This window comes from Actinoplanes awajinensis subsp. mycoplanecinus (assembly GCF_001509495.1).
GTDB classification, from domain to species: Bacteria; Actinomycetota; Actinomycetes; order Mycobacteriales; family Micromonosporaceae; genus Actinoplanes; species Actinoplanes palleronii.
The window spans coordinates 81599-107589 of the sequence record NZ_LLZH01000189.1 but is presented as its reverse complement, the minus strand read 5'-3'; the positions used below and the strand labels follow the sequence as shown (position 1 = coordinate 107589).

Annotated in this window: 20 protein-coding genes; 8 read left to right on the top strand and 12 right to left on the bottom strand. The window is 74.5% G+C overall.

Going from position 1 to position 25991, the window contains the following annotated elements; genetic code table 11:
* Positions 1 to 271 precede the first annotated feature (271 nt).
* The 3 genes from ADL15_RS21115 to ADL15_RS21105 all read right to left on the bottom strand — a co-directional run bounded on the left by ADL15_RS21115 (position 272) and on the right by ADL15_RS21105 (position 2498).
* Positions 272 to 1228: a zinc-binding dehydrogenase gene (locus ADL15_RS21115; protein WP_067693772.1), complete on the bottom strand. Its 957-nt coding sequence runs from the start codon at positions 1226 to 1228 to the stop codon at positions 272 to 274.
* Positions 1229 to 1371: 143 nt separating this feature from the next.
* Positions 1372 to 1701: a helix-turn-helix domain-containing protein gene (locus tag ADL15_RS21110; protein WP_067693769.1), complete on the bottom strand. Its 330-nt coding sequence runs from the start codon at positions 1699 to 1701 to the stop codon at positions 1372 to 1374.
* Positions 1701 to 2498, bottom strand: a complete 798-nt coding sequence (locus ADL15_RS21105) for a metallophosphoesterase family protein (protein ID WP_067693766.1) — start codon at positions 2496 to 2498, stop codon at positions 1701 to 1703. Before ADL15_RS21105 ends, ADL15_RS21110 begins: the two co-directional genes overlap by 1 nt.
* Before the next feature lie 123 nt (positions 2499 to 2621).
* Between ADL15_RS21105 and ADL15_RS21100 the strand changes: the two genes are divergently transcribed.
* The gene (locus ADL15_RS21100) at positions 2622 to 4136 is read left to right on the top strand and encodes a cellulase family glycosylhydrolase (protein WP_067693763.1); all 1515 of its coding nucleotides are present in this window, start codon (positions 2622 to 2624) and stop codon (positions 4134 to 4136) included.
* 172 nt (positions 4137 to 4308) lie between these two features.
* Here ADL15_RS21100 and ADL15_RS21095 read toward each other — a convergent pair whose 3' ends face one another.
* Entirely contained in the window at positions 4309 to 5715 is a 1407-nt protein-coding gene (locus ADL15_RS21095) for an FAD-dependent oxidoreductase (protein WP_157441491.1), read from the bottom strand.
* Between the two features lie 96 nt (positions 5716 to 5811).
* Between ADL15_RS21095 and ADL15_RS21090 the strand changes: the two genes are divergently transcribed.
* Positions 5812 to 9144, top strand: a complete 3333-nt coding sequence (locus tag ADL15_RS21090; RefSeq protein ID WP_157441490.1) for an SCO7613 C-terminal domain-containing membrane protein — start codon at positions 5812 to 5814, stop codon at positions 9142 to 9144.
* A 21-nt stretch (positions 9145 to 9165) separates the two neighbouring features.
* On the opposite strand, the gene ADL15_RS21085 is transcribed toward ADL15_RS21090, so the two are convergent.
* Positions 9166 to 9636, bottom strand: a complete 471-nt coding sequence (locus tag ADL15_RS21085; RefSeq protein ID WP_067693760.1) for a TspO/MBR family protein — start codon at positions 9634 to 9636, stop codon at positions 9166 to 9168.
* A 61-nt stretch (positions 9637 to 9697) separates the two neighbouring features.
* Between ADL15_RS21085 and ADL15_RS21080 the strand changes: the two genes are divergently transcribed.
* Complete coding sequence (locus ADL15_RS21080; RefSeq protein ID WP_067693757.1) at positions 9698 to 10249, top strand: type 1 glutamine amidotransferase domain-containing protein; 552 nt, start codon at positions 9698 to 9700, stop codon at positions 10247 to 10249.
* Positions 10250 to 10399: 150 nt separating this feature from the next.
* Here ADL15_RS21080 and ADL15_RS21075 read toward each other — a convergent pair whose 3' ends face one another.
* A complete protein-coding gene (locus ADL15_RS21075; RefSeq protein ID WP_067693754.1) occupies positions 10400 to 11617 on the bottom strand; it encodes an MFS transporter in 1218 nt (405 codons plus the stop codon).
* A gap of 73 nt (positions 11618 to 11690) precedes the next feature.
* Here ADL15_RS21075 and ADL15_RS21070 point away from each other — a divergent pair, with 73 nt between their 5' ends.
* A complete protein-coding gene (locus ADL15_RS21070) occupies positions 11691 to 12464 on the top strand; it encodes a (2Fe-2S)-binding protein (protein WP_067693751.1) in 774 nt (257 codons plus the stop codon).
* Positions 12465 to 12466: 2 nt separating this feature from the next.
* Here ADL15_RS21070 and ADL15_RS21065 read toward each other — a convergent pair whose 3' ends face one another.
* Together ADL15_RS21065 and ADL15_RS21060 are read right to left on the bottom strand one after the other, a co-directional pair.
* Positions 12467 to 12805, bottom strand: coding sequence for a hypothetical protein (locus ADL15_RS21065; RefSeq protein WP_067693748.1), 339 nt, complete (start codon positions 12803 to 12805; stop codon positions 12467 to 12469).
* A 181-nt stretch (positions 12806 to 12986) separates the two neighbouring features.
* Positions 12987 to 17072, bottom strand: coding sequence for an nSTAND1 domain-containing NTPase (locus ADL15_RS21060; RefSeq protein WP_157441489.1), 4086 nt, complete (start codon positions 17070 to 17072; stop codon positions 12987 to 12989).
* A gap of 74 nt (positions 17073 to 17146) precedes the next feature.
* Between ADL15_RS21060 and ADL15_RS21055 the strand changes: the two genes are divergently transcribed.
* On the top strand, positions 17147 to 18211 hold the full coding sequence (locus ADL15_RS21055; protein ID WP_067693742.1) for a sensor histidine kinase: 1065 nt from the start codon (positions 17147 to 17149) through the stop codon (positions 18209 to 18211).
* Positions 18208 to 18873: a response regulator gene (locus tag ADL15_RS21050; RefSeq protein WP_067693739.1), complete on the top strand. Its 666-nt coding sequence runs from the start codon at positions 18208 to 18210 to the stop codon at positions 18871 to 18873. The genes ADL15_RS21055 and ADL15_RS21050 overlap by 4 nt, the downstream gene beginning before the upstream one ends.
* Before the next feature lie 37 nt (positions 18874 to 18910).
* On the opposite strand, the gene ADL15_RS53090 is transcribed toward ADL15_RS21050, so the two are convergent.
* Entirely contained in the window at positions 18911 to 19849 is a 939-nt protein-coding gene (locus ADL15_RS53090) for an alpha/beta fold hydrolase (protein WP_067693736.1), read from the bottom strand.
* A gap of 190 nt (positions 19850 to 20039) precedes the next feature.
* Between ADL15_RS53090 and ADL15_RS53085 the strand changes: the two genes are divergently transcribed.
* Positions 20040 to 20996 (top strand): DUF4034 domain-containing protein, encoded by a 957-nt coding sequence (locus tag ADL15_RS53085; RefSeq protein ID WP_067693733.1) that lies wholly within the window; start codon positions 20040 to 20042, stop codon positions 20994 to 20996.
* 14 nt (positions 20997 to 21010) lie between these two features.
* Positions 21011 to 22204 carry an oxygenase MpaB family protein gene (locus ADL15_RS21035; RefSeq protein WP_067693730.1) on the top strand — a complete coding sequence of 398 codons (1194 nt, stop codon included), beginning with the start codon at positions 21011 to 21013 and terminating at the stop codon, positions 22202 to 22204.
* On the opposite strand, the gene ADL15_RS21030 is transcribed toward ADL15_RS21035, so the two are convergent.
* From ADL15_RS21030 to ADL15_RS21015, 3 genes are all read right to left on the bottom strand, one after another.
* Positions 22155 to 22577: a hypothetical protein gene (locus ADL15_RS21030; protein ID WP_067693727.1), complete on the bottom strand. Its 423-nt coding sequence runs from the start codon at positions 22575 to 22577 to the stop codon at positions 22155 to 22157. The two genes, ADL15_RS21035 and ADL15_RS21030, sit on opposite strands and share 50 nt — an antisense overlap.
* A gap of 655 nt (positions 22578 to 23232) precedes the next feature.
* The gene (locus tag ADL15_RS21020) at positions 23233 to 23796 is read right to left on the bottom strand and encodes a GNAT family N-acetyltransferase (RefSeq protein ID WP_232344248.1); all 564 of its coding nucleotides are present in this window, start codon (positions 23794 to 23796) and stop codon (positions 23233 to 23235) included.
* 48 nt (positions 23797 to 23844) lie between these two features.
* Positions 23845 to 25872, bottom strand: coding sequence for a sensor histidine kinase (locus ADL15_RS21015; RefSeq protein ID WP_083971509.1), 2028 nt, complete (start codon positions 25870 to 25872; stop codon positions 23845 to 23847).
* Between the last annotated feature and the right edge of the window lie 119 nt (positions 25873 to 25991).

The window sequence follows — 25991 nt, the reverse complement described above, 5'->3', positions numbered from 1 at the left end:
CCGCGTTGCGGGATTGCGTCCTGATGCCGCCCTCCTGGGGGCGGCAAAAGCACTCACACCCTGATCGCGTGCCGCCACCGCCCCCGAACTCGGCCGATCGCCTGCTCTCACCGCCCCACCGACACTGACCGCGTGCCCCCACCGCCCCACCGACACCGACCGCGCGCTCCCACCGCCCCACCGACACCGCCGCGCCACGCGTGCCCTCACCGACCCTGGCCCGCCCGACGCCTCTGAGCTTCACCCGGCGGCGACCCCACCAGGGCCGACTTCAGGGGGTCAGGACGATGCGGCCGAAGACCGTGCCGGCGTCCATGGCTCGGTGGGCCAGCGCGGCCGAGGTCAGCGGCATCACCTCGTGCACCACGGTTCGCAGCTCGCCCCGCGCCGCGGCCGCGAACTGCTCCGCGCGCACCCTGCGGCGATCATTTTCGGGCACCGTCGCCGCACTGAACGTCGCGAACGACATCGACTTCTGGAAGGCGGCCATCAGCCGGGCGCCGAAGTCGGCCGGCGGCTGGCCACCGACCGCACCGACCGCCACCAGGCGCCCGCCGGGGTTCAGCCGGTCGAAGAACGACGGCAGGTCCGCACCCGCGACCACGTCGATGATCACGTCATAGGCCGAGCCGTCCGACACGCTGCCGGAACGGTCCAGGACCTGCGTGGCGCCGAGCTCGCGCAGACGACGCCCGCGGTCCGGGGACGACGTGGTCACCGCCACCACGGCCGCTCCCGCCCGGGCCGCCAGCTGGACCGTCATGATCCCGATGCTGCCGGACGCGCCGCGGACCAGCACCGACTCGCCCGGCGCGAAGTGCGCGTGTGCCAGGCCGAAGTGGGCGACGATCCCGGCGCTGCCCAGCGTCACCGCGTCGACCGCGGAGAGATCGCGCGGCAGCGGCACCACCTCACCGATCGCCGCCACCGCCTGGTCGGCGTAGGCGCCGCCGGTGCCGGTGAACGCCCACACCCGTTGCCCGACCAGGCCGGGGTCGACACCGTCGCCGGTCGCTGTCACCGTGCCGGCCACCTCGCTGCCCGGGACGAAACCGGGGCGGAAGCCGTAGGCCGCGTAGGCGCCCCGGCGGATCATCACGTCGACGCCGCCGACGCCGATCGCCTCGCTGGCGATCACCACCTGGCCCGCGGCGGCCACCGGGTCGGGACGGTCGACGACCGTCAGGCCCTCCGGACCGCCGAATTCCTTGATCTCCACTGCCCGCATGGCGCTCGTCCCTCTCGGTTGATCCCGGTTCGGGACGCTAACCGGGATCACCTTCCGGGCCGCGAAACGAGAGCGATCCCGCGGGAGTTTGCCTCGGTCAGCGGCATGTCCGCCGGGCGCGTGAGCACCACGCCGGTGACCGGTCAGGTGCGGAACGCCGCCCGGTACGCGTCCGGGCTCACCCCGCGCGCCCGGCGGAAATGCCGCCGCAGGGTGTCCGCGCTGCCGAACCCGCACCGCAGCGCCACCGACGCGATCGTGGCGTCGGCCCGTTCCAGCAGTTGCTCGGCCCGGCGCACCCGCTGCTCCAGCACCCAGACCGCCGGGGTGACCCCGGTCGCCTCGGTGAAGTGCCGGATGAACGTCCGCAACGGCATCCCGGCCCTCGCGGCCAGGGCCGGCACCGACAGGTCGGCGTCCAGGTGGTCGGTAGCCCAGTCGAGCAGCTCGGCGAGGGCCGGGGCGGCGGCCATCACGCCGGACCGGAACGACGGTGGTAGCGGACCAGCGCCGGATCGTGCATGGCCCCGCGATACACCCCGTCCCGCAGCTCGGAGACGTACCCCGCCAGCTCCGGCATCCCCACCCGGGTGGCCACCGCGATCTCGGCCTCGACGTCGTACGGCACCCGGACGAACTGCACCGAGAACGGAGCCGGCGCCTCGGAGTCGAGCACCCCCTCGACGATGGCGTAGACCGGGGTCGGGTCGTCCATGGCGTTGCCGACGCTGCCGGTGTTGAACAGGATGCGGCCGCCCGGCCCGACCTCGTAGTACGGGTCGTGGGTGTCGCCGTACCCGACGATCGTGGGCTCCGGGCCGTCGCCGGTCGCCGGGGTGGCCGCGAACATCCCGAGGAACCCTTCCTCGTCGTGGTCGAAGCGCACCCGGTGGTGGACGCTGGTCGCCGACGCGTGGAACAGCCGCACCCGGCGCCCGCTGATCAGGAAGTCGTGGCAGAACGGCCGGGCGCGCAGCCACTCCCCCTGGCCCGGGCCGAGCTCGGCCAGCCACCAGGCCAGCCCCTCGCTGTCCAGCACGCGGGCCGGGTCGGGCAGGAAGTCGTCCCAGTTGCCGAGGAGGTTGACCTCGCACCGGCGGCGGCACAGCTCGACGACCTCCCGGCCGCGCGGGCCCTTCCCCACGTAGTCGCCGAGATTGAAGATCCGCGTGATGCCGCGGGCGTCGATGTCGGCCAGGACGGCTTCCAGAGCGGTCAGGTTGCCGTGCACGTCGGAGACGAGAGCGACGCGATCAAGAGGTCCGGGCACACCGGAATCCTAGGGCGCACCGTACGCGCACCCGCCTGCAACCACCTTGAACTCCGGGTAACCGCCGATCGGCCGAAACGGACGTTACCTCGACGATGACCGTGAAGGGACGCAGACGCCCCCATGAGCAGTGCCCGACTCCGTACCGTTGTTCTGTCCTGCCTGCTCACCACCGCCTCCCTGTTTCCCGCGGCCCCGGCCGCCGCCGTCACCGACGAGTCACCGGCGCCGGCCTTCGTCGCACAGGACGACTCCCCGGCGCCGACCCTCGCGGGCCGGCTGGCCGCGGTGCAGACCGCCAAGACGATGAATTACTACCCGTCCGGGGCCGGTTGGTCGGCGATGTGGACCCGGTTCGACCCGATCCAGGTCGACGTCGACCTGGCCAAGGTCGCCGCGCTGGGCGCGGACAGTGTCCGGGTCGTGGTCTTCCCGCGGGCGTTCGGCTACCCGCGTCCGCACGCCGCCTACGCCGCGAAGCTGCGCAAGTTCATCAGCATCGCCGAGGCGCACGGGCTGGGCGTGAGGTTCACGCTCTTCGACTGGTGGGCGCGGTACTACGACACCAAGGGCAGCGCCGCTTGGGCCGCCGCGGTGCTGGCGCCGTACGCGGACGATCCGCGGGTGCTCGCGGTCGAGCTGAAGAACGAGATGTCGCCCGACGACCCGGAGGCGGTCGCCTGGATGCGCGGCCTGATCCCGGTGGTCCGCGCCGCCGTCCCGGCCATGCCGCTGACCGTTTCGGTCAACGGTCAGGCCGGCCCGACCGGGCTGGCCCGGCTCAAAGCGGCGTTGGACGGCACCCCGCTGGACTTCTACGACTTCCACTTCTACGGCGCTTCGGAGCAGGCGCTCACCGACATCCGCGAGGCGCAGGCCAGTGTCGCGCCGGACCCCCTGGTGATCGGCGAGACCGGGCTGAGCACGGCCACCGGCAGCGCCGGCGAGCAGGCCGCGTACCTGGCCCGGGTGTTCCGCGCGGCCGCGCTGGCTGGTGTCGGCTCGGTCGCACCGTGGACGCTGACCGATTTCAGTCTCGGCGCCATCCCGAGCAACTCCGCGGTGTCGACGATGCCGGCCCAGTACGAGTTCGGGCTCTACCGCATCGACGGCAGCCCCAAGCCGGCCGCGTCGGTGGTCCGGGCCGCCTGGGCCGGCGAGGCGCAGTCCGACAGCGTGCTCGACCTCAGCTTCGAGTCCGACGCCGGCAACTCCCCGTGGCGCGGCAACCTGACCGAGGCCGGCGCCGCCGAACTCGACCCCTCCACCGCGCACGACGGCGGCCGCTCGATGCGGTTCGCCGCCACCACCCGCTCCGCGCTGGGCCTCCCGTCGCTCCGCATCTCCCCGATCGGCCCGGTCCACGGCGGGCAGGCCTGGTCCGCCGCGGCGTGGGCCCGCGGCACGGACGCGACCGGGGTCACCGAGATCGCCCTGAGCTGGTTCGACGCCGACGGCCGCTGGATCGGCCAGGACACCTCCGCGCGCCTGCCGCTCGGCACCACCGACTGGACCCAGCTGACCGTGAACGCCCTCGCACCCCCGGCCGCCGCCGGCGTCCAGCTGCACCTCAAGTGCGGCGACAACACCGGCGCCACCTGGTTCGACGACATCTCCCTGACCGAAATAAACCCCTAACCCATTTGGTACGAACAGGGAGTCCCCGCCGGAGGCTACAAGCCACGCCCCCGGGCAGCGGCAACGCAAGACCGCCGCCACTCCCGACCGCCACGCGCCCCACCGCCCCGGTTGGCCCTCAGGGGTGTGTCCGAGCCCGCGAGACACCCCCGAGCACCAGCCAGAAGAGCGCTCAGGCGCGGGCGCCGATCGCCAGGGCGCGCAGCAGGAAGCCAGGGCTGGTCAGCGAGCTCGGGTGGGCCAGCATCGTGGTGACCTGGCCGAGCCGGTGGTTGACCCGCTGGTCGCGCATCGAGGCCTTGAAGATCAGGCCACTGGCCCACTGGATGCCGCGGTATCCGCGCGGGTACGGCCCGTCGACGTGCGGCAGCGCCAGGTCGGCCATCGTGGAGACCTGCCACGCGGCGTCGACCACCACCTTCACGTCGGCGAAGTAGGACAGCGCCGGGCGGGACAGGTCGGGACCGCCACGCAGGTATTCGGACAGGCAGGAGGCGTGCAGGGTCGCCGAGGTCATGCCCTGGCCGTAGACCGGGTTGAACGACGCCACCGCGTCACCGGCCGCGACCAGCCGCGCCGGGAAGCGCCGCAGCCGGTGGAAGTCACGGCGGCGACTGTCCGCCTGGTGGTAGGTGACCACCTCACCGGCCGGGTCGGCGGTCGTCGCGACGTCACCGAACTCGGCCGGGAAGTCGCGCACGCAACGCTCCCGGTACTCGTCGGCGTCCCGGCCGGGGCGGTCGTCGGCGTACCCGGAGACCAGCACGGTCCAGCGGTCACCCTCGATCGGGGTGAACCCGCCGATCCGCGCGACCTTGCCCGGACCGGGGTTGGCGATCGAGATGCACGTCCACACCGGCGTCTCGGCCGGCCGCCGGAACAGCCGGGTCGCGTAGTTCAGCTTGATGCCCATCCGCTGCAGCCGCGGCTTCGGGAAACCGTCCGCCTCCAGCCAGTCGCTGAGCCGGCTGGACCGCCCGGTCGCGTCCACCACGAAGTCCGCGTCGACCGGAGCGCCGTCCACGCTGACCCCGCTCACCGCGTCGCCGGTCAAGAGCAAGCCTTCGGCCCGGCCCTTTACCGTACGAACATTGCCCAGCCCCAGCACCCGATGCCGGATCAGCGCTTCCAGGAACGGCCGGCTGGAGATCAACGCCTGCGCGGCCGGCCCGGTCGGCGCGTCGTCGCGCAGCTCCCCGTCCATGTAGAACCGGTTCGTCCCGAGCGGCGGGTCGACCGCACCCGCGTCGAGCGCCTCCTGCCCGAACCCGGGGAACCAGCGCTCCAGCTGCGCCTGCCCGGACGGCAGCAGCGCGTGCACCTGGCTGCCCTGCGGCACACCGGGACGCGGCCCGGTCGCGCCGATCGGATCCGCGGCGAGCTGCTCGTCGGACACGTCGAGGGCCGCCAGGTCGTCCCGTTCGACGATCAGCACCTCGTCGGCGTGGTCGCTGAGCACCCGGGCGGCCATCAGCCCGGCGATGCTGCCGCCCAGCACCACAGCCCGGCGGAAGAGCACCGCGGTGTCCCGCGGCGGTGCGGACGCGGAGATGACCGCAAAACGACGAGCCGCTGACATGTGCTCCCCCGTTGTCGTTAGGAACCTTCACCATATCGACTTTGATCGAGCTATGCCGCCGTGAGGACATTTGCGCAGGTGAGCGAGACTGTCCCGGTGACCGAGTATCCCTGCCCGCACTGCGAGTCGATGGCTTCGGCGGAGACCGGCTGCCCGGACTGCGGGCGCGGGCCGGATCCGGACGCGATCGAGGTGGTCCGCCTGGACGCGGAGATCATCGAGTTGCGGACGCGGCTGCAGACGATCCGCGCCGAGGCGGCCGGGGTGGAGACGCAGCTGCGGAACGCGTCGACCCAGCGGGACGCCGCGGCGTTCCGGGTCCGATCGGCGCTGGAGCCGGTCGCACCGGTCCTGGCGCCCCCGGCCTGGTTCACCGGCACCGGGACCACACCCCCGCCGCCGCCCCCGACGATCCCGGCGCCCCCGCGCCTGCCGTCCGAGCCCGCGCCGGAGCGCCGCCTCACCACGCTGACCGCGCAGAACGTGCTGTTCGCGCTCGGCGGCCTGCTGCTGGTGGTCGCGGCCGCGGTGTTCACCGCGGTGGCCTGGGCGCAGGTCGGGGTGGCCGGGCGCGCCCTGATCCTGGCGGCGGCGACCGCCGCGGTGCTCGCCGTGCCGCCGTTCGCCCAGCGGCGCGGCCTGACCGGCGCGGCCGAGACCCTGGCCGCCGTCGGGCTGCTGATGATCCTGATGGACGGGTACGCGGCCTGGGCGGTCGACCTGCTCGGCGTCACGAACCTGGCCGCGCAGGTCTACGCGGCCGCGGTCTGCGCGGTCACCGCCGTGATCGCGCTCGGCTACGGCCGGCTGGTCGGCCTGCCCGGCCCGCGGATCGCCGCGCTGCTGATCGCGCAGCCGGTGCTGCCGTTGCTCGCGGCGGGCGCCGACGCGGACACCACCGGCTGGTCGCTGGCGCTGACCGGTGTCACCGCGCTGAACCTCGTGATCCTGCACCGGGGTCGCTTCGCGCCGGCCGGTACCGGGCTGCTGGCCTACGCGTGCGGGTCAATCGCCGCGTTCTGCTCCGTGATCGTCGCGCTCGGCGGGTTGCGGGACGCCGGCACGCCGGGCCGGGCCGCGGTGGCCGGCGGCGCGCTGGTCCTGGTCGCCGCGGTGCTGACCGCGGGCACGGTGCTGGCCGCGCACCGCGAGGCACAAATGTATGCCGCCGCCGGGCTCACCGTCGCGATCGGCGTCGCGGCCGGCGGGGTGGTCTTCCGGCTCGACCCGGGTACGCCCACCCTGCGCTTCGCCGTGCTCGCCCTGGTCATCGCGGTGCCCGCCGCGGTGGCCCGGGTCCGGCTGCCCGAGCCGGTCGGCCGCGGCCCGTGGGGCGGCGCGCTGGCACTGGCCGGCGTACCGGCCCTGACCGTGGCCACGGCGGCCCTGATCGCGGCGCGCAGCAGCCTCGAAGCCGCCCGGCCGGTGCTCGACGCGCCGCTGGGCTGGGTGGTCACCGGCTCGACCTGGGATCTGCCGGTGGCCGCCGTCGCGGTCGTCCTGGCGTACGGAATCCTGCTGCCCGCCCGGCTCCGAGCGGACCTGGCGCTGACCGCCCTCCTGGTGCTGGCGCTGCTGGTCCCGGCGGCGTTCCGGCTGCCGTGGTGGACCGCCGCCCTGCTCGGCGTGCTCGTCACGGCCGGCGCGGTCGCGCTGGCCACCCGGGCGACCACCGTGCGCCGCCTCGGTCTCCGGCTCGGGGTGAGCGCGGTGGCCACGGCCCACGCGCTGGCCACCGGCCTGGGCGACCCGGGGGTGGCGGCCGGGGTGTGCGCCGCGATCACGCTGATCGGGGTCACCGCGGCGACGCTGGTGCACTCCGGCCCGCGACACGGCGACGTGGGGGTGGCCGCGGCGACCGCCGGGCTGCTCGCCGGGCCGGCCGCGGTGTGGCTCGGGCTGCTGGCCGCGGACACGTCCGGGACGGTACGGGTGCGTGCCCTGTTCCTGGTGACCGTGCTGCTGTGCGCGGCCGCCCACCGGCTGGCCTGGTACGTGCCGCAGGTGACCGGGGTGGCGCTGCTGCTCGCCGCCGGGACGCCGCTGTGGGCGCTGGCCGGGAGTGATCCGGGTGCGCTCTACGTGGCCGGGGCGCTGCTGCTGGTCGCCGTGCTGCGCAAACCGTATGCACTGGTCGCGGGCGTGGTGCTGGTGATCGGGCTGCTCGGGTGGACCGGGCCGGACCTCGCGGCGGTCCTGATCGAGCCGTGGGACGGGCCGGTCACCGGCTCGGTGGACTGGTCGACCCCGGTGGCCGTGCTGATCACCGCGGTGGCGGCGGCCGTCGCGGTCCGGATCACGGCGGTCAACGGGGCACTCCTCGTCGCCTCGCCCCTCGTCGCGCTCGCCGTCCCGCTCACCCTCGCGGCGGCCGGCGCCCCCTGGCCCGTCGGCCCGCTCGCCACCCTGATCGTCGGCCTCACCGGGCTCGCCACCCTCACCCTGGCCCCCGCCACCCCACCGGGGTTCCTGATCCCGTTCGGAGTGCTCGCCATCGTCGGCCTGGCCGGCGCCACGCACCGACCCGGCCCGATGCTCACCGCTTTCGCCCTGGTCGCCGTCGCCGGAGCGGTGATCGGCACGGCCGCCCGGGACGAACCCGCCCGGATCACCGGCTGGCTCGCCGCGACCCTGTCCACGGTCGTGGTCGCCTACACCGCGGCCGACCTCGCCGCCCTCGACGCCGGCGGCACCGCGCTGGCCGTGCTCGCCGCCGCGGCCGTGGCCGCCGTCCTGGACTGGTTCCTGGCCGCGCGCCGCCCCCGCGAGGCCCTGGCCGCCGCCGCGGTCGCACACGGGACCGCGCTGATCGCCCTGCTGATCAGCGGCTCCACCGGGTGGGCCGCGCTGATCGCCACACTGTGGTCGGTGGTCCTCGCGGTCCGTGCGCTGCGCCCCGGCGAGCCGGCCGCGATCCGCAACCAGCACGTCATCGCGGCCGCCGGGTCGGCTCTGCTCGGCTGGTGGCTGTTCCTCACCGCGCAGCAGGTCACCACGGCCGAGGTCTACACCGGGCCGGCCGCCGTGCTCGCCCTCGGCGCGGGCTGGTTCGTCCGCCGCGGCCGCCCCGAGCTGCCGTCCTGGGCCGCGTACGGCCCGGCGCTCGGTGCCGCGTTCCTGCCCACCCTCGCGGTGATCGCCGGCAGCTCGCCGGACGACCCGCAGTACCCGCGGCGGCTGCTGCTCGGCGTGGCCGCGCTCGCCGTGCTGGTAGCCGGCGCGCTGGCCCGGCTGCAGGCTCCGGTGGTGTCCGGCGGCGTGGTGCTGGCCCTGGTCGCGCTGCACGAGCTGGCCCAGGTGTGGGACCTGGTGCCGCGGTGGGTGCCGCTCGCGCTCGGCGGGCTGGTCCTGGTCGGCGTGGCGACCACGCTGGAGCAGCGCCGCCGGGATCTCGCGCGGTTGCGGGAGGCGGTCAGTCGGCTGGGGTGACCGTCACGGCGGTCACCGCGGTCACTCGTCCGGGTTGAGGCGGACGATCGCGGCGTTCAGGGCCGTGGCGAACAGGGTCCAGGCGACGTAGGGCGCCAGGGCCGCACCGGCGAGCCGGTCGGTGGCCGCGGCGCGGCGCCAGAGCAGCACGTTGGAGACGTTGAGCGCGGCGATGCCGGCCAGCGCGACCTTCGGCCGCTCGGCGCGGAAGAACAGGCCGCTCCAGGCCGCGTTCAGGACGAGATTGACGCCGTACGACCGGGCGAACGCCGCCCGGTCGGCCTCGGAGCCGCGGTTCAGCGCCCGGGTGCCGGCCACCGCGATCAGCGCGTAGAGCGGCGTCCACACCAGCGGGAACGCCACCGGCGGCGGCTGCCAGGACGGCTTGCGCAGCGAGCGGTACCACGCCGACGACGGGTCGGTGGCGAGCGAACCGGCGCCGGCCGCGGCCACCACGGCGGCGGTGCTCTTCACCCAGGTGGGAATGGTCATACCCGCGGCTTACCCGGTGACGGCGCGTTTACCCCGGCGCCGGCCGGGCACGGAAAACGTCATGGCTATCGACATTCACGGCAAGCGCATCGCCTTCCTCGCCACCGACGGCGTGGAGGAGATCGAGTACACCGAACCGCGCAAGGCGGTGCAGAACGCCGGTGGTACCGCCGAGCTGATCTCGATCCAGGACGGCGAGATCCAGGCCGTCAACCACATGGACAAGGCCGGGAAATACCCGGTGGACCGCCACGTTCGCGACGCACACGTGGCCGATTACGACGCATTGGTGCTGCCCGGCGGCGTCGCCAACCCGGACTTCCTGCGCGCCGACCCGGGCGCGGTCCGGTTCGTCCGGGACTTCGCCGCCACCGGCAAGCCGGTCGCCGCGATCTGCCACGGCCCGTGGACCCTGGTCGAGGCGGGCGTGGTCGAGGGCCGCACGGTGACCAGCTGGCCGAGCCTGCGCACCGACCTCACCAACGCCGGCGCCACCTGGGTCGACCGCGAGGTACAGGTCGACGGCACCCTGGTCACCAGCCGCAACCCGGACGACCTGCCGGCCTTCTGCGACCAGCTGCTGACCCAGGTCGCCGGCGTCTCCCTCTCCTGACGGCCCGGCGGTCGGCCCGCTGCCGGTCCCGCTCGCCGGGCAGGCGGCGGGCCCCGGCTGGTGCTCAGGGCTGCCTCAACGGCCGCGAGGCAGCCCTGAGCACCAGCCGGCGCTGCGGCCAGTGGGCGCTGCCGCCAGTGGGCGCTTTCGCTAGCCAGCGCTTTCGCTGGCCGCCGGGAGCAGCGGGCCGCGGCGGCCGAGGGCCCAGATCAGCAGGGCCAGGCAGCTCAGGGCCATCCCGGCGACGGTGACGGCGGTCCAGCCGCCGACGTTCCAGAGCACGGTGGCGGCCGCCGAACCGGCCGCGCCGCCGAGGAAGATGCCGGTCACGTACGCGGTGTTCAACCGGCTGCGGGCCTCGTGGGACAGGGCGAACAACCGGGTCTGGTTCAGGATGTTCACCGCCTGCAGCGCGGCGTCCAGCAGCAGCACCGCGACCACCACCAGGATCACCGAGTGCCGGGCGAACGCCGCCACCACGAACGCCAGCAGGATCACCACCCAGGCGACACCGGTGGCCGGCAGCGACAGGCCCCGATCGTGCAGCCGGCCGGCCCGTTGCGCGGCCGCCGCCCCGGCCAGCCCGGCCAGGCCGAACAGCCCGATGATCCACGTCGGATAGCCGAACGGCGGGCTGCTGAGCAGGAACGTCAGCGCGGTCCAGAACATCGTGAAGGCGGCGAAGCCGGTGGCGGCGAGAGCCAGCGTCCATCGTACCGAAGGGAACTTCACGACGACCGCCGCAACCGACGCGATCAGTGCCGGATAAGCGATCCGGGTCTTCGGTTCCAGCACCGGGACGGCGCGGTGCAGCAGGGCTGCGGACAGCACCGTGATCACCGCGGCGGCCAGGTAGATGGCCCGCCACCCGGCCAGGTCGGCGACCAGCCCGGCGATCGTCCGGGAGGTGAGGATGCCGACCACGATGCCGGAGGCGACGGTGCCCACGGTCCGGCCGCGGTGCGCGTCGTCGGCCAGATCCCCGGCGAGCGGGGTGAGGATCTGCCCGGACACCGTGGTCAGCCCGAGCAGCGTGATCGCCACCAGCAGGAACGCGATCGACGGGGCCACCGCGCACAGCACCAGCGCCGCGGCGGCACAGAGCAGCATGACCGGAATCAGCCGGCGGCGGTCGAGCCGGTCCCCGAGCGGCACGAACAGCAGGATCCCGGCGGCATACCCGAGCTGGGTCGCGGTGATCAGCCAGCCGGCCGTGCCGGGCGGCGCGTGCAGATCCGCGGCGATCGTGCCGAGCAGCGGCTGCGCCCAGTACAGGTTCCCGACCGCGGCGCCGGCCGCGACCGCGAACAGGAAGGTCAGCCCGCGCGTCATGGTCCGCGGCCCGGTGCTGGTGGTGGTTCCGGTCATGACCTCTGATCCAACCCGGCCACCGGCGCGGGTGGGAGTCTCTGCCAGAAGCCCCATGCTTAGGGTGGAGCCCATGGTCGACGCCACCGACGCCCTGCGCACCGCCTCGCTGCTCGGGCCGTATTTCACCTGGCAACCCCGGGACGCCGACGCGGCGTGGCGTCCGTTCACCGATCTGCTGGACGAGCGGGTGCTCGCGGACCGGGTGAGCGCGGGGCGGAACACCCTCGGACACATGTCGGGGCTGTCCCGCGACGCCATCGGTGAGCGCGAGGTCGCCTCGATCACCTTCCTCGGGCTGGCGTCCCGGCTGCTGTCGCCACTGCTCGGCGCGGCCGCCTCGGGAGGCGCCCTGCCGTTGCCGCAACCGGACAGCCTGTGGTGGCGCGCGGCACCCGCCGGACCGCTGCCGATCGCGTTCCAGGGCCTGACCGCCCTGACCTGCGCGGGCCAGCCGGCCGCCGTGATCGGCTACCACCTGGCCAAGTTCACCCTGGTCCGGCCGCTGCTGGACGTGTTCCGCGCCCGGTTCGCGCTGTCACCGCAGGTGCTGTGGGGCAACGTGGCGTCGGCGCTGGGCGGCGCGGCCGGCATGATCGCGGACAACCGGCCGGCCGACGCGGCCCGCGGCGCGGCGATCGTCGAGGCCACGCTGCTCCAGGAACCGCTGCTCGGGACCGCTGATCTGATCCGGCCGGACGCGGGCCGGGACCGCTGGTTCCTGGTCCGCCGCAACTGCTGCCTCTACTACCGCATCCCGGGCGGCGGCACCTGCGGCGACTGCGTGCTGACCCCGCCCGAGGACCGTAACCGCCAGTGGCGGGCGGTCCTGAGCCGCGGCCGGTGAGCCTACGGTCCGGGGACCGGCGGCGCGATCACCGAGAGTTCCAGCGCGGCGGACATCTCCGCCCGGCCCGGACCGCCGGACCGCACCCACCCGACCACGTCGTCCAGCACCAGATCGTCGAGGACCAGGCCGAACCACACCGGCCGGGCGCCGGCCCGCCTCGCCTCCGGCGCCGGCTGCACCACCAGGACGTTCGACTGCGCACAGACATCCAGGCAGAGACTGGTCCGCACCCGATGCCCCGGCGCCAGCTCCGCCGTCAACCGGTCCACCTGCGCCGCGTGGTCCACCGTCGGATGCTTGCCCACACTGCCGCAGCAGCAGTCCCGGCACACCGTCACCGTGCACCCCTGGTCCTCATTCACAATTGATCACCCTAGAGCGACAACCCTCAAGACCCTTTTCCAGTACGACTACGGAGCGCTCGGGCGCTCCGTAGTCGTACCGGATAGGGGTCGGAAGCGGAGACGGCCTCGCGCCGGCGGAGGGGGTTACCAGAGCTGGCGGAGGGGGTTACCAGAGCTAGGGGCACGGGTCCTGATAGGGGGCGTCGGGGATGAGGGTGTGCCAGGTGGACTCGGTCAAGGCGCCCGTGGTGGTGCGGCAGATGCGGGCGGCGCCGGCCCGGGGGTCGAGGTTCCACACCCGGGGCTGGCCGTCCGCGATGCTGGTCAGGGTGCGGCCGTCCGGGGTGAACAGCAGTCTCGTGACGGTGGCGATGTGGCCGGTCAGGGGTTCGCCGAGGGGCTGGGCGGTGTCCGGGTCGGTGACGTCCCAGAGGCGGACGGTGTGGTCGGTCGCGCCGGTGGCCAGGGTGCGGCCGTCCGGGCTGAAGGTCACCGCGGTGACCGGGGCGGTGTGGCCGGTCAGCGAGTGGCCGCGCGGGATGCGCAGGTCGACGTCCCACAGTTCGATCGTCTTGTCGGCGGTGGTGGCGGCGAGCAGCCGGGAGTCGGGGCTGAACGCGAGAGCCAGGTACCCGGACGCCTGATCGCTGAGCGGCACACCGACCGGCACCGGGCGGGCGGGCCGGCTGACGTTCCAGAGCCGGATCTCCTTGCTGGTGCCGGCGGCCAGCAGTCGACCGTCCGGGCTGAACGCCAGCGTGGACCGGTTGTCGTGCGTGCCGGCGTTCACCGCGGGGCCGAGCCGGGCCGGGTGTGCCGGGTCGGCGAGGTTCCAGAGCCGGATCTCACCGTCGAGGCCGCTGCTGGCCAGGACCGGCTCGGCGGGGTGGAAGGCCAGCGAGTTGATCTCGTTGAGGTGCGCGCCGGGGATGACCGCGAACCGGCTGCCGCGCGGGTCGGTCAGCGCGATCCGGCCGGAGCGGTCGGCGGTGGCGGTCAGCCGTCCGTCCGGGCTGACCGCCAGCGCGGTCCCGCCGCCGGGCGCGATCCCGCCGGCCGGCGTCTCCGGGAACCGCCACAGGTACGCGGTCGCGTCGTCGCCCGCGGTGACCAGGCTCGTCCCGTCCGGGCTGAACGCGGCGGTCCGGCCGGCGCCGGCCCGGCTCACCGGCGCGGGGTCGACGAGCGCCGACGGTGACCGCGGGTCGGTGGTGTTCCACAGCGCGGTCCGGCCGTCCAGGCCGGCGGCGGCGAGCTTGGTGCCGCCCGGGTCGAAGGTCACCGCGCCGAAGCCGGCCACCGGGCCGGGCAGTGGCGCGCCGAGGGCCTCGGCACGTTTCGGCACGGCCAGGTTCCAGAGCCGGACGGTGCCGTCGAGGGCGCTGCTGGCCAGCACCGGCAGGGTCGGGTGGAAGGACAGGCCGGTGATCCCGCCGGTGTGCCCGGTCAGCGGCGTACCGATCCGTTTCGGGCGTCTCGGGTCGGTGACGTTCCAGAGCTGGATCGGCCCGCCGTCGCCGCCGGTGGCGAGACGGGAGCTGCCGGGCTGGAAGGCGACCGCCTCGACTGGTGCCGGAGTCCGCTGCGGAGCGCCGAGCGCCACCGGGTGGGCCGGGTCCGCGACGTCCCAGAACCGCAGCGTCCGGTCCGCGCCGCCACTGGCCAGGACCTTCCCGGTCGCGCTGAACGACACGCTCGAAGCGGCCGCGTCGTGCGCCTTCCACCCCGGCCCGAACGGCGTGACGTGCGCCGGGTCGGCCAGGTTCCACAGCCGGACGCTGCCGTCCGACGCCGACCCGGCCAGCACCTTCCCGGACGGGTCGAACCGCAGCGAGCGCACCTCGCCCGGATACCGCAGCGGCTCGCCGAGCGGCGCCGGCCGGTCCGGGTCGGTGGTGTCCCAGAGCCGGACGGTCCGGTCGGCGCCCGCGGTGGCCAGGACGTGCCCGCCCGGCGCGAACGCGGACGCCAGGACGGCACGGGTGTGCCCGCGCAGCGGCTGGGCGAGCAGCGCGTTCTCCGCGTTGATCAGCCGGGACCGGGTGGTCGCGGTGGGCCGCCGCTGGTGCAGGACCAGGTCGAGCCGGGCAGCGAGCGAGACGTCCGTGCCGCGCAGCCGGTCGGCCTGCGCGGCGATGGTGGTGGTCACCGCGTCGTCGCGCTGGCGTACCGCCTCGGTGCGCTGCCGGGTGGCGACGACCGCGCCGGTGCCGGTCAGCAGGGTCAGCACGGCGAGCGTGACCAGGGCGAACCGGCGGGCCAGCACGCCGCGGCGTTCCCGGCGACGGGAGACGCGCAGGAAGTCGTGCATCTCCGCGCTGACGTCCTTCTCGTGCAGCGCGGACCACTCCCGGGCCTCGGCCAGCCGGCGGCCGCGGAACAGCAGGGACGCGTCGGTGTTCCCGTGCTTCCACGCGGCGGCCGCCTCGCCGACCGCGCGCCGGGTGCCGTCGCGGTCGGCGCGCAGCCACTCCCCGAGCCTCGGCCACGACGTGAGCAGGGCCTCGTGCACGATCCGGACCTGCCCGGTGTCGGCGGAGACCAGCCGGGCGCCGGTCAGCGCGTCCAGGGCCCGGCGGGCCGCGAGCGGGTCGCGCCCGATGCCGAGGGCGGCCGCCAACGGAAGCGGGCGCCGGGTCACGGTGCCGCCCGGCGCGGTGGTCATGCCGAGCATCAGCAGGTGTACGGCGAGCCGCCCGGCCGGGTCCAGGTGCTCGTACATCTGCTCGGCGGCCCGGCCGATCGCCCCGCGCACCCCGCCGGTCGCGGCATACCCGTGCGTGGTCAGCATCCGCCCGTCACGCTCCTGCCACGTCCGCAGCAGCGCGTACGACAGGTACGGCAGCACCCCGGCATCCGGCACGACGGCGTCCTCGCGGCGCGGGTCGGCGCCGACGTCCCGGAGCAGCACCTCGATCAACCCGTCCTGCAGGGTCAGGTTCCGCAGCGCGGCCGGTTCCCCGATCGCGGCGCGCAGCCCGGCCGTGGTCATCGGCCCGGCCACCACCTGGTCGTCGGCGAGCGCCTCGGCCAGGATCGGCAGCTCGGTGCACGGCCCGTGGAAGTCGGACCGCACGCTCAGCAGGACCAGCGCGCGCGTGGTGGTTGCCGCCTCCTGCAGCGCGGCCACGAACTTGCCCCGCACCTCCGGCCCGGCACCCTGGGTGAACAGCTCCTCGAACTGGTCGACGATCAGCACCAGCCGGCGCCCGTTCGACGGTGCCGCGTCGGCGAGGTCGCGCAGCGTGCCGGCGAGGGTGCCGAGCGGGTCGGCGCCCGGGGTCATCGACGCGTACCGCCAGCTCTCGCTGCCCGGCAGGGCGCCCTTGCGCAGCGCCGGCAGCACCCCGGCGTGCAGCACCGACGACTTGCCGCTGCCGGACGGCCCGATGGTCACGCACAGCCCGCCGGACCCGGCCGCACGGCCCAGGCGCGCGATCAGCCGCGCGGTCAGCCCGGCCCGGCCGAAGAACACGTCGGCGTCGTCCTCGGCGTAGGCGTCCAGGCCGAGGAACGGCGACCGCTCGTCGTCGAGCACCCGGGCCGGATCGACGTCCCGGTAGGCACGGTTGGCGGTGAACACCAGGTTGCCCAGGTGGTTGCGGAGCTGCAGCCGGGGTACGGGCCGGCCGCGCCGTCCGAGTTCCCGGGCCAGATGCTCGTGGATCACCCGGAGGGTCAGCAGGCGCGGGCAGCGCGGATCGCCCCCGCGCAGCAGCTCGAGCGCGGCGCCGGTCATCACGGTGTGCTCGGCCGGGGTGTGCTCGGTCGCACCGGCCGAGGCGAGCAGGGCGCCCCGCCCGGTGACGTGCGGCGTCGCCCGGTCGCTGTAACAGCAGTCCAGCACGAAGAGCACGTCGAGGCGCTGCAGGTCGGCGGTCACGTCGGCCAGGCGCACCGCCTCGTGTGCCGGGCCGGTGGTGGCCCGGGTGGCCAGGTGCAGCTCCCGGTCCGGGCCGATCACGCCGTGCCCGACGTACCAGAGGATCAGGGTGGAGCCGGCCCGGCCGGCGGCCGTGGTGATCGCGGCCCGCAGCTCGGCGGCGTCCGCCGGGTCGATCAGGACCGTGGCGTTCTTCTCCGGGACACCGCACCACCGCACCAGCGTGTCGCGGACCGCCCGGGCCGAGGTGGCCGCGGCCGGCACGTCCGGGAGCGACGACCCCTCGACGTGCCCGGCGGTGCCGACCACCAGGACCTGCACGTCACCCAGCGCCGGAACGCCGGTGGCACTCGCGGACCCGTCAGCCGTCACTTGCATCCGCACCCGGTAATTAGACCGGGCGAACCATGCCGAAAGCACCACCCGCGCGGGTGACTGCCTACAGTGGTGCCATGCCCGGCCGGCGGCTCGTCCTCGTCCCCCTCGTGGTGTTCGGCGTCAACGCGGTCTTCCTGCTCGCCGGGCCCGGCGGCGAGCACCGGCAGGCCTGGCCGTGGGGCTGGGCGCTGCAGGTGGTCAGCGCCGGTGCGCTGCTGCTGCGGCACCGGTGGCCGGGCGCCGTGCTGGTGGTGACCGCCGGCGCCGCGCTGCTCTACTACCCGTTCGGCTTCCCGGACTCGCCGCTCGGCGCCGGATTCGTGATCGCGCTGTTCACCGTCACCCGGGCCGGGCGGCGGCTGGCCGCGGCGGGCGGCGTGCTGCTGCTGTTCGCCGGTGTCCCGCTGATGGCGTGGCTGATCTACGGCGACGCCCGGCTGATCCAACCGGCCGAGGCGGTCGGCCAGGTGGCGATCCTGCTCGGCCCGGTGGTGGCCGGGGAGAGCGTCCGGGCATGGCGGGAACGCGCCGAGGCGGCCGTCCGGGAACGCGAGACGCAGGAGCGGCTGCGGATCGCCCGGGAGCTGCACGACGTGCTCGCGCATCAGATCTCGCTGATCAGCGTGCAGGCCGGTGCGGCGCTGCACCGGCGGGACCCGGACGGGGCGTTCGAGGCCCTCGAGCACATCCGGGCGGCGAGCAAACAGGCGTTGCGGGAGTTCCGTACCGTGCTCGGCGTGCTGCGCGACGACGCCCCGCGGGTCTCGCTGGCCCGGCTGCCGGAGCTGCTCGCCGAGGTCCGCGCGGCCGGGGTGGACGTCCGGCTGACCGGCGAGCCGCCGCGGGACCTGCCGGCCGCGGTCGACGCCGCGGCGTTCCGGATCGTGCAGGAGTCGCTGAGCAACGTGTTGCGGCACGCGGGCGCGCGCACGGTCCGGATCGACATCCACGAGGCGGGCGGCCGGTTGGCGCTGCGCGTCGACGACGACGGCGCCGGCGGCGTGCCGGCCGCGCCGGGGAACGGGTTGCGGGGCATGCGGGAACGGGTGGAGACGCTGGGCGGGACGGTCGAGGCCGGCCGTGGTCCGGAAGGCGGTTTCCGGGTACGCGCGGAGCTCCCCCGGGCGGTGCCCGCGTGATCCGGGTGCTGCTCGCCGACGACCAGCGCCTGGTCCGGGCCGGGTTCCGCTCGATCCTGGGCGGCGAGCCGGACATCACCGTGGTGGGTGAGGCCGGCGACGGCGCCGAGGCGGTGCGGCTGGCCCGGCGGGAACGGCCGGATGTGGTCTTCATGGACGTACGCATGCCGGTCCTCGATGGTCTGGAAGCGACCCGGCGGATCGCCGCGGACCCGGAGTTGAGCGATGTCCGGATCGTCATCCTGACCACCTACGAGCAGGAGGAGTACGTGTTCGCCGCGTTGCGTGGCGGCGCCGCGGGGTTCCTGCTCAAGGACGCCGAGCCGGCCGAGTTGATCCACTGTGTCCGGGTGGTGGCCCGCGGCGACGCGCTGCTGGCGCCGTCGGTGACCCGGCGGCTGATCGCCGACGTGGCGTCCCGGGTGCCGCCGCCCGCCCCGCCCCCGGCGGCCTCGACCCTCACCGCGCGGGAGGGCGAGATCGCCGACCTGGTGGCCGGCGGGCTGTCCAACGACGAGATCGCCCGCCGGTTGACGATCTCACCGGCCACCGCGAAGACGCACGTCAGCCGGGTGCTGGGCAAACTCGGTCTGCGGGACCGGGCCCAGCTGGTGATCTGGGCCTACGAGGCGGGCCGGGTCCAGCCGGGCTGGCTCGGGTGAGACGCCCGGTTCCGCTGTCAGCCTGACGGCGCCGCTCTCAGCCGGCGGCCGCCGGGCCGGTGAGCATCTGGCGCCAGCGGGCTTCGGCGTAGCGGAACGGGGTCGTCGTGGCGAGGAACTCGTGCAGCGCGGGAAGCAGCCGGTCCGCCGCCGTCTCGTGCGGATAGTGGCCGGCCCCGTCGATCTCCAGCGTCCGGGGGTCGCTCAGCAGCGCCGCGGCGGCCCGGTGGTGCGCCGGCGGGATCGTGGTGTCGGCACTGCCCCAGGCGAGGAGCACCGGCAGGCCGGTGAGCTGCCGCAGGTGCCGGAGGGCGCTGACCGTCTGGCCGCGCCAGTCGATCACCGCCCGGGCGGTGCGGATGAAGGTGCGCCGCCGGCCCCGGTGGGTGAGCCCGTGCAGGGCGGCGGCCACCGGCGCGGCGTCGGCGCCGGCCAGCAGCCGCGGCGTGACCGCGGAGACCAGTGCCAGGGCGCGCCGGGTGAGCGGCTCCGGCATCCGGGACAGTCCGGCCACGACGGTCTCGGCACCCGGCAGGGTGGCGGCGCGCAGGGCCGGGGTGAGCTGCCGCCCGAGGCCGCCACTGCTGATCAGGACCAGCCGGTCGACGCGTTCCGGGAACTGGTAGGCGAACTGCAGCGCGATCCCGCCGCCGAGGCTGTGCCCGACGACCGTCGCCGACGGGTGGCCGAGGACCACGAGCAGGTCGCGCAGGGCCGCGGCCAGAGCACCGAGCGAGTAGTCACCGCCCGGCCCGTCGGACTCGCCGTGGCCGGGAAGGTCGGGCGTGATGACGGTGTGCGTGGCCGCGAGTGCGGCGGCGACGTGGTCCCAGGTCCGGCGGGTGCCGCCGAGCCCGTGGATCAGGAGCAGCGGTTCACCGGTGCCGGCGATGTCGTACGCGATGGTGCCGTCGCCGATCCGCGCCCGGCCGGTGGTGATGTCGGTGATGAGGTCTCCCGGAACGAGGGCGGTCATGACGCCGTGCGGATGCCCGGCGCCGGGTACGGCAAACGTGATGCGTCCGGCGTCACCGCACCGGGTGCGCGGAGCTGTGCCGCGCTGATGCGGGCGATTCCTCGCAGTCCCACCCCTGCTCCATACCCACGCCGGGCCCCGGTCACGGATCGGTTTATGATCCTCGATCACCATCGGGGGGAGCATCACCATGTGGCCGTTCGGGCGCAAGAAGCCGCAGACGCTCGTCATCGACCCGGCGTACGGGGAGCCGCAGGCGCGCGCGCTCATCGACGCGCTCGAGGCCCGGGACTGGCGGACCGCGCGGGACGTCTTCGGCGCGGCCGGTGACCCGGACGACCACGCGTTCCTGATGGAGGCCGCCGCCGGCGTCGACGGGGTGCAGGACTGGATCCCGGAGTGGGTCGCGGCCGAACCGGACTCGACGCTGCCGGTCCTGGTCCGCGGCTGCCACGCGGTCGGCTGGGCCTGGGAGGCACGCGGCGCCAAGACGTCGCAGCACACCAGCCGGGAGCAGTTCCAGGAGTTCGCCCGGCGGCTGCGGCTCGCCGAGAACCTGCTCGACGAGGTCACCGCCCGCGACCCCGGGCAGGTCACCGCGTGGACCTGGCTGGTCACGTCGGCGCGCGGCCGGCAGGTGAACCCGGGCGAGGCGGACGCCCGGTTCCACGAGGTGGTCACCCGGCACCCGCACCACGTGCTGGCCCACGAGCAGCGGCTGCAGCACCTGTGCGCCAAGTGGTCCGGCAGCCACGAGAAGATGTTCGCGTTCGCCCGGGAGGCGACCGCGTCCGCGCCGGACGGGAGCCTGCTGCCGGAGCTGATCGCGGTCGCCCATCTGGAGAAGTGGCTGTCGCTGCCGAGCGGCGAGGACGAGACGTACATCCAGGCGCCCGGGGTGCGTGACGAGCTGGTGGCCGCGGCGCAGCGGTCGTTCCTGCACCCGGCGTACCAGCGCCGGGTCGGCTGGGCGCCGCGGGTGGCGACGTTCGCGCTGACCGCCGAGCTGGCCGGGGCGTTCGAGATCGCCGGGCGGGCGCACGACCTGCTCGGTGACCAGGTCAGCAAATGGCCGTGGATGTACTGCGGTGAGCCGGTCGCGACGTTCCAGCGGGGCCGCGACTACGTCCATGAGAACCGCCCCTGAGCCTATGGTGGGGCATGGTGCCGACGAGGTTCGGAGCGGATCGGGGCTGGGGTGAGCGCGCCGCCCGGCCGCTGCGCCTGCTGGCCGGGGCCGGGGCGCGGCCGACCGCGCCGGAGATCGCCGCGTTGGAGAGCGGCCTGAACCGGCGCGACGAACCGGCCGCCGCGCTGATCCGGGCCGTCCGGGCGGCGCCCACCCTGACCGTCGGTGACCTGCACCGATGGCTGGCGGCCGGGCCCGCCGACAACGCGCCGGAGCCGTTCGCGGCGTTCTTCGCCACGGTCCGGGACCGGCCCGCCTGGGTCGACGACGAGCTGCTGGCCCGGGGTGCGCTGGCCTGCCGGGCGTTCGGGATGGACGCCGGGCTGGTGCTGCCGTACGGGTCGCTGCTCGGCGGCTACCGCACCGGTGCGGCCCTGGAGCCGCTGGTGCGCACCGGGCGGCTGGCCGGCGGCGAGACGCTGCGCCGGATCAGGGAGACGTCGCTGTGGTGGCGCGCGATCACCGCGCCCGGCGGGCTGGCGCCGGGCGGGGCCGGGCTGGCCGCCACCCTGCACGTCCGGGTGATGCACGCCCTGGTCAACGCGCGTCTCGAGGCCGACCCGAGCTGGGATCACGCCGGCCGCGGCCTGCCGATCAACCAGTACGACCAGGCCAGCACCCTCGGCGTCTTCTCCACCAGCTTCCTGCTGCACCTGCGCCTGCTCGGCGTGCGGGTGTCCGGTGCCGACGCCCGCGCGGTGATGCACCTGTGGTGTTACGTCGGCTGGCTGCTCGGTGTCGACGACGACTGGCTGCCGCACACCGAGCGCCAGGGACGGCGGCAGCTGTACCACTTCCTGTCGTACGACCCGCCCCCGGACGCGAACAGCGTCGCCCTGGCCCGCGCCCTGATCACGATGGCCGACGACGCCACCTCCGGCCCGCGCCGGGTGTACGAACGCGAACGCGCCCTGTCGGTGAGCGGCTGGTTGCTCGGCCCGGCGGCGATGCGCGACCTGGGCCTGCCGTACCGCCCGCCGTGGTACGGCCTCGCCCGCGTCGCGGCGAACCTGCTGGTCAGCCACGGACTGGGCCGGTTGCCGGGCGGCCGTTCGCTGCTGCTCGCGCGGGGCGAACGGCAGGCCCGCGCGCAGTTCGCCCGCTGGGGCGAGCCGGTCAGCTCTCCGCCTGGTACTCCTCCACCTTGGCCACCGTCCAGCCGATGAACTCGGCGACCTCCTCGGCGTCCTCGCCGAGCGCCCAGTCCTCGATCGTCTCGGCCAGCCCGTCGGGCAGCCCGGGCGTCGACACGTAGCTCAGGTCCTCGTCCTCGAGGATCCGGTCACGATGGATCCAGGTGCCGTCCGGGTCGAGTTCGTCGCCGGCCGCCGCGTACCCCTCGAGACCGTCGTCGCCGGCGGCGAGGATCTCGTTGGTCCGCCAGTCGATGATGTCCCACGCGCTCTCGCCGAGCTGGCCGCCGCTGATGATGCGGTGCCCCTGCCCCTCGAGCTCCTCGATGAGGCGGCGGGTCCGGCCGGCCACGGCATGGTTGGCCTCGAGCACGGCGATGATGTGCGTCTGCAGCAGGTCGCTCACGGATCCCCCGGGATGATCTTGTAGTTCTCGGTGCAAGCTTATGCCACCGCGCACTCGTTACCGGATCGATAAGGTACGGTCGTCGATCACAGCGCTACGGGAGGCGGCACCATGGTCGATATGTTCTGGGTCCGGCGGATGGACGCGATCACCGGTGGGGCCATCGTGCTGACCGTCGACGCCGTGGTCTTCCTGATGACCGCCCTGATCGGCGCGCCGCTGCTGCTGTTCTTCCTGGCCGATGAGGACGGCACCACCGGCAGCCTGTTCCCGCTCGCGATCGTCTGGGCGGTCTCCGCGGTGCTCGGCGCGGCGTCCACCGCCAGCACCGTCCTGATCAGCTCCCGCGGCACCACCCAGGTCCGCCGGGCCGGCGCCGCCACCGCCCTGGCCACCGCAGCCGCGACCGCCGGCCTGGTCGCCACGTCGGTGAGCTCGTCGCCGGTGCTCGCCATGGTCAGCGCGCTGTTCGCCGCCGCGAACCTGGCCGCCGCGAAGATGCTCTTCACCGCGGAGCCGGCCGCGCTGACGCCGGCGCCGTTCGTGTCGGCCGTCATGCCGGAGGCGTTCCTGCTGGCCGCGCCGCTGGCCGAGGCCGAGGTCCGGACCCGGGACACCATCGAGATCCAGGTCCGCCCGCCGGCGCCGCCGAAGGTCACGACCCGGCCGCGGCGTCGCGGTCCGGCCGCGATGCGGACGATGGACGGGGTACGTCTACCGCGCCGCGCCACTCGGGCGCCAGGATCGCGTACAGATCGGAGTCCCGCCACCCGTCGCGGATGAGGTGCGTCTCGCGCATCCGCCCCTCGTAGCGCATGCCGAGCCGGCGCAGCACGGCGGCCGAGGCGACGTTGCGCGGGTCGCAGGTCGCGAAGATCCGGTGCAGCCCGTGCTCGGTGAACCCGAGGGTGAGCAGCTCCCGGGCCGCGGAGGTGGCGACGCCGCGGCCCCAGAACTCCGGGTGCACCAGGTAACCGATCTCACCGACGCCTTCGCTCCGCAGGAACAGCTCCACGTTGCCGACCGTCCGCCCGTCCCGGACGATCGCGTAGGGGAACCGCTGCTGCGGCCGCTCGTCCCAGGCCTGCGCCGCGACCCGCGCGAACTCCCGGGTCTCGTCCGGGGTGTTCGGCCCCCACGCCTGATAGACGCAGACCTCGGGCCGGCGGGCCCACTCGTGCACGGCCGGCCAGTCCTCGAACCGCAGTGGTCTCAACACCACCGCCACGCTAACCGGCGCGGTCCCGGCGCGGGAAGCGGGCGACGGTTACTCCGCCGGTCCCAGCGGGAGGCACAGCCGCACGACGGTGCCGGAGGGATCGTTGTCGGTCAGCTCGATGGTGCCCTGGTGCAGGTGCACGATCGTCCGGGCCAGGCTGAGGCCCAGGCCGTGGCCGGCGATGCCGTGATGGCGCACGTTGGTGCCGCGGTAGAACCGGTCGAAGACCCGGCCGTGCTCGCCGGCCGGGACACCGATGCCCAGGTCGGCCACGCACAGGTGCGCGGTGGCCGGGTCGACGGTCAGCTCGACCCGGACCGGGGCGCCGGCCCGGCTGTAGGTGATCGCGTTGATCAGCAGGTCGTCGACGACCTGCCGGAGCCGGACGGCGTCGCCGGGCAGCAGCACGGTGTCCGGCAGCACGGCCTCCAGCCGCACCCCGGCCTCGGCGGCGATGAGCCGGGCCGCGGTGATCGCCTCGCCGGCCACCGCGGCCAGGTCGACGGTGCCGGCCTCGATACCGGCCCGGCCGGAGTCCAGGTGGGCCAGGTCGAGCAGGGCGTCGACGATGCTCTGCAGGGTGTTCGCGTTGCGGTCGATCGCGGCGACCATCTGCCGGTGCTCCTCGTCGAGCAGGCCGACGTCGTCGACGAGCATCCGGGAGTTCGCGGTGATCGAGGTCAGCGGGGTGCGCAGCTCGTGCCCGACCAGGTTGATGAAGTCCTCCTGCACCTGGCTGAGCTGCCGGGCCACCTGCTCGGCCCGGTGCAGCGCGACGTACGCGCCGAGCTGGGCGGCCACCCCGCTGAGCAGCACGACGAGCTGGTCCTCGTGCAGTTCCGGCTCGGCGGCATAGCAGGTGAGCACGCCGAGCAGGGTGCTGCCGTTGCGGAGCGGGACGGCGACCACGGTGCCCACCCCGTGCGTGAGGCAGACCTCCAGGCGCTCCCGCTCGTACTCGGTGCACCGGTCGCGGTAGGCGGCGATGTCCGGCAGCAGGATCGCCTGGCCGGTGGCCCAGACCCGCCCGGTGATCGCCTGACCGCGGATCGGCACGTGGCCGAAGAAGCCGGTGTCCTCGAGGTCGTCGGCGCTCCAGTGCCCGGCGGCGCGCAGCGCGCCGGACCGTTCGTCGATCAGGAACAGCTCGGCGCTCGGCCAGCCGAGCGTGGTGACCACGGTCCGCAGCACGGTCGGCGCCACCTCGGTGATCGACGCCGATGACGCCAGGATCCCGTCGACGGTGTCCTGGCAGGCCCGGAACTGCTCGAGCCGGCGGATCGCGGTGACGTCGTGGGCCACCGACATCGCGCCGATCCGCTGCCCGTCCGGTCCGACGATCGGCCGGGCGGTCGCGGCGAACGTCTGCGGACTGCGCCCGGCCACCCGGACGTGCACCGTCTCGTCCACCGTCTCGCCCCGGCAGGCCCGGGGCAGCGGGGTCAGCTCCCAGGGGATCGGCTCGGCCCCGCCGTTGGTGAACGCGACGCTGGTGGCGATCTCCGCCGGGGTCGGCAGCGGTCCGATCCCGGGCAGGCCCATGATCTCGCGGGCGGCCCGGTTGAGCACCACCAGCTTGCCGGTGTCGTCGCAGGCGCCGACCCCGACCGAGAGGCTGTCCAGCAGCGTGGCCAGGAACGTGTCGTTGCGGTCGGCGCGTTCCTCCGCGCTGGCCTGTCCGGACAGGTCGGTGAGGAAGACGCAGGCCACCGGGCCGGACTCGGCGGTGATCACCGAGACGGCCGCGCGGACCGGCAGGTAGTGCCCGTCGCGGTGCCGGAACCGGACGTTGCGCCGCACCGGAAGCCGCGGGGCCTGGGCGAACAGCCGGGCCAGCGCCGACGCGGTCGGCCCGCCGTGCTCCGGCTGCAGGGTGTCGTCCAGGTGCCGGCCGCAGACCTCGTCCGAGGTGAATCCGAGCAGCTCCTGGGCGACCCGGTTGACCCCGCGCACCACCCCGTCGGCGTCGACCGCCAGGAACGCCTCCTGCACGCAGTCCAGCAGCACGGCACTGTCCAGCGACGCCGTCCAGGCCGACCCGGCGGCCGCCGTGCCCGGCGCCGCCCCGTTCGCCATCACTCGATCAGCCTTCTCCCTGACAACAAGGGGCCCCGATACGCACAGTGTGCGCCGATCTGACGGCGTTACTTGCCGGTCTGCAACAAATGCCCACCTCAGAGGTAGGGTCCACCTCC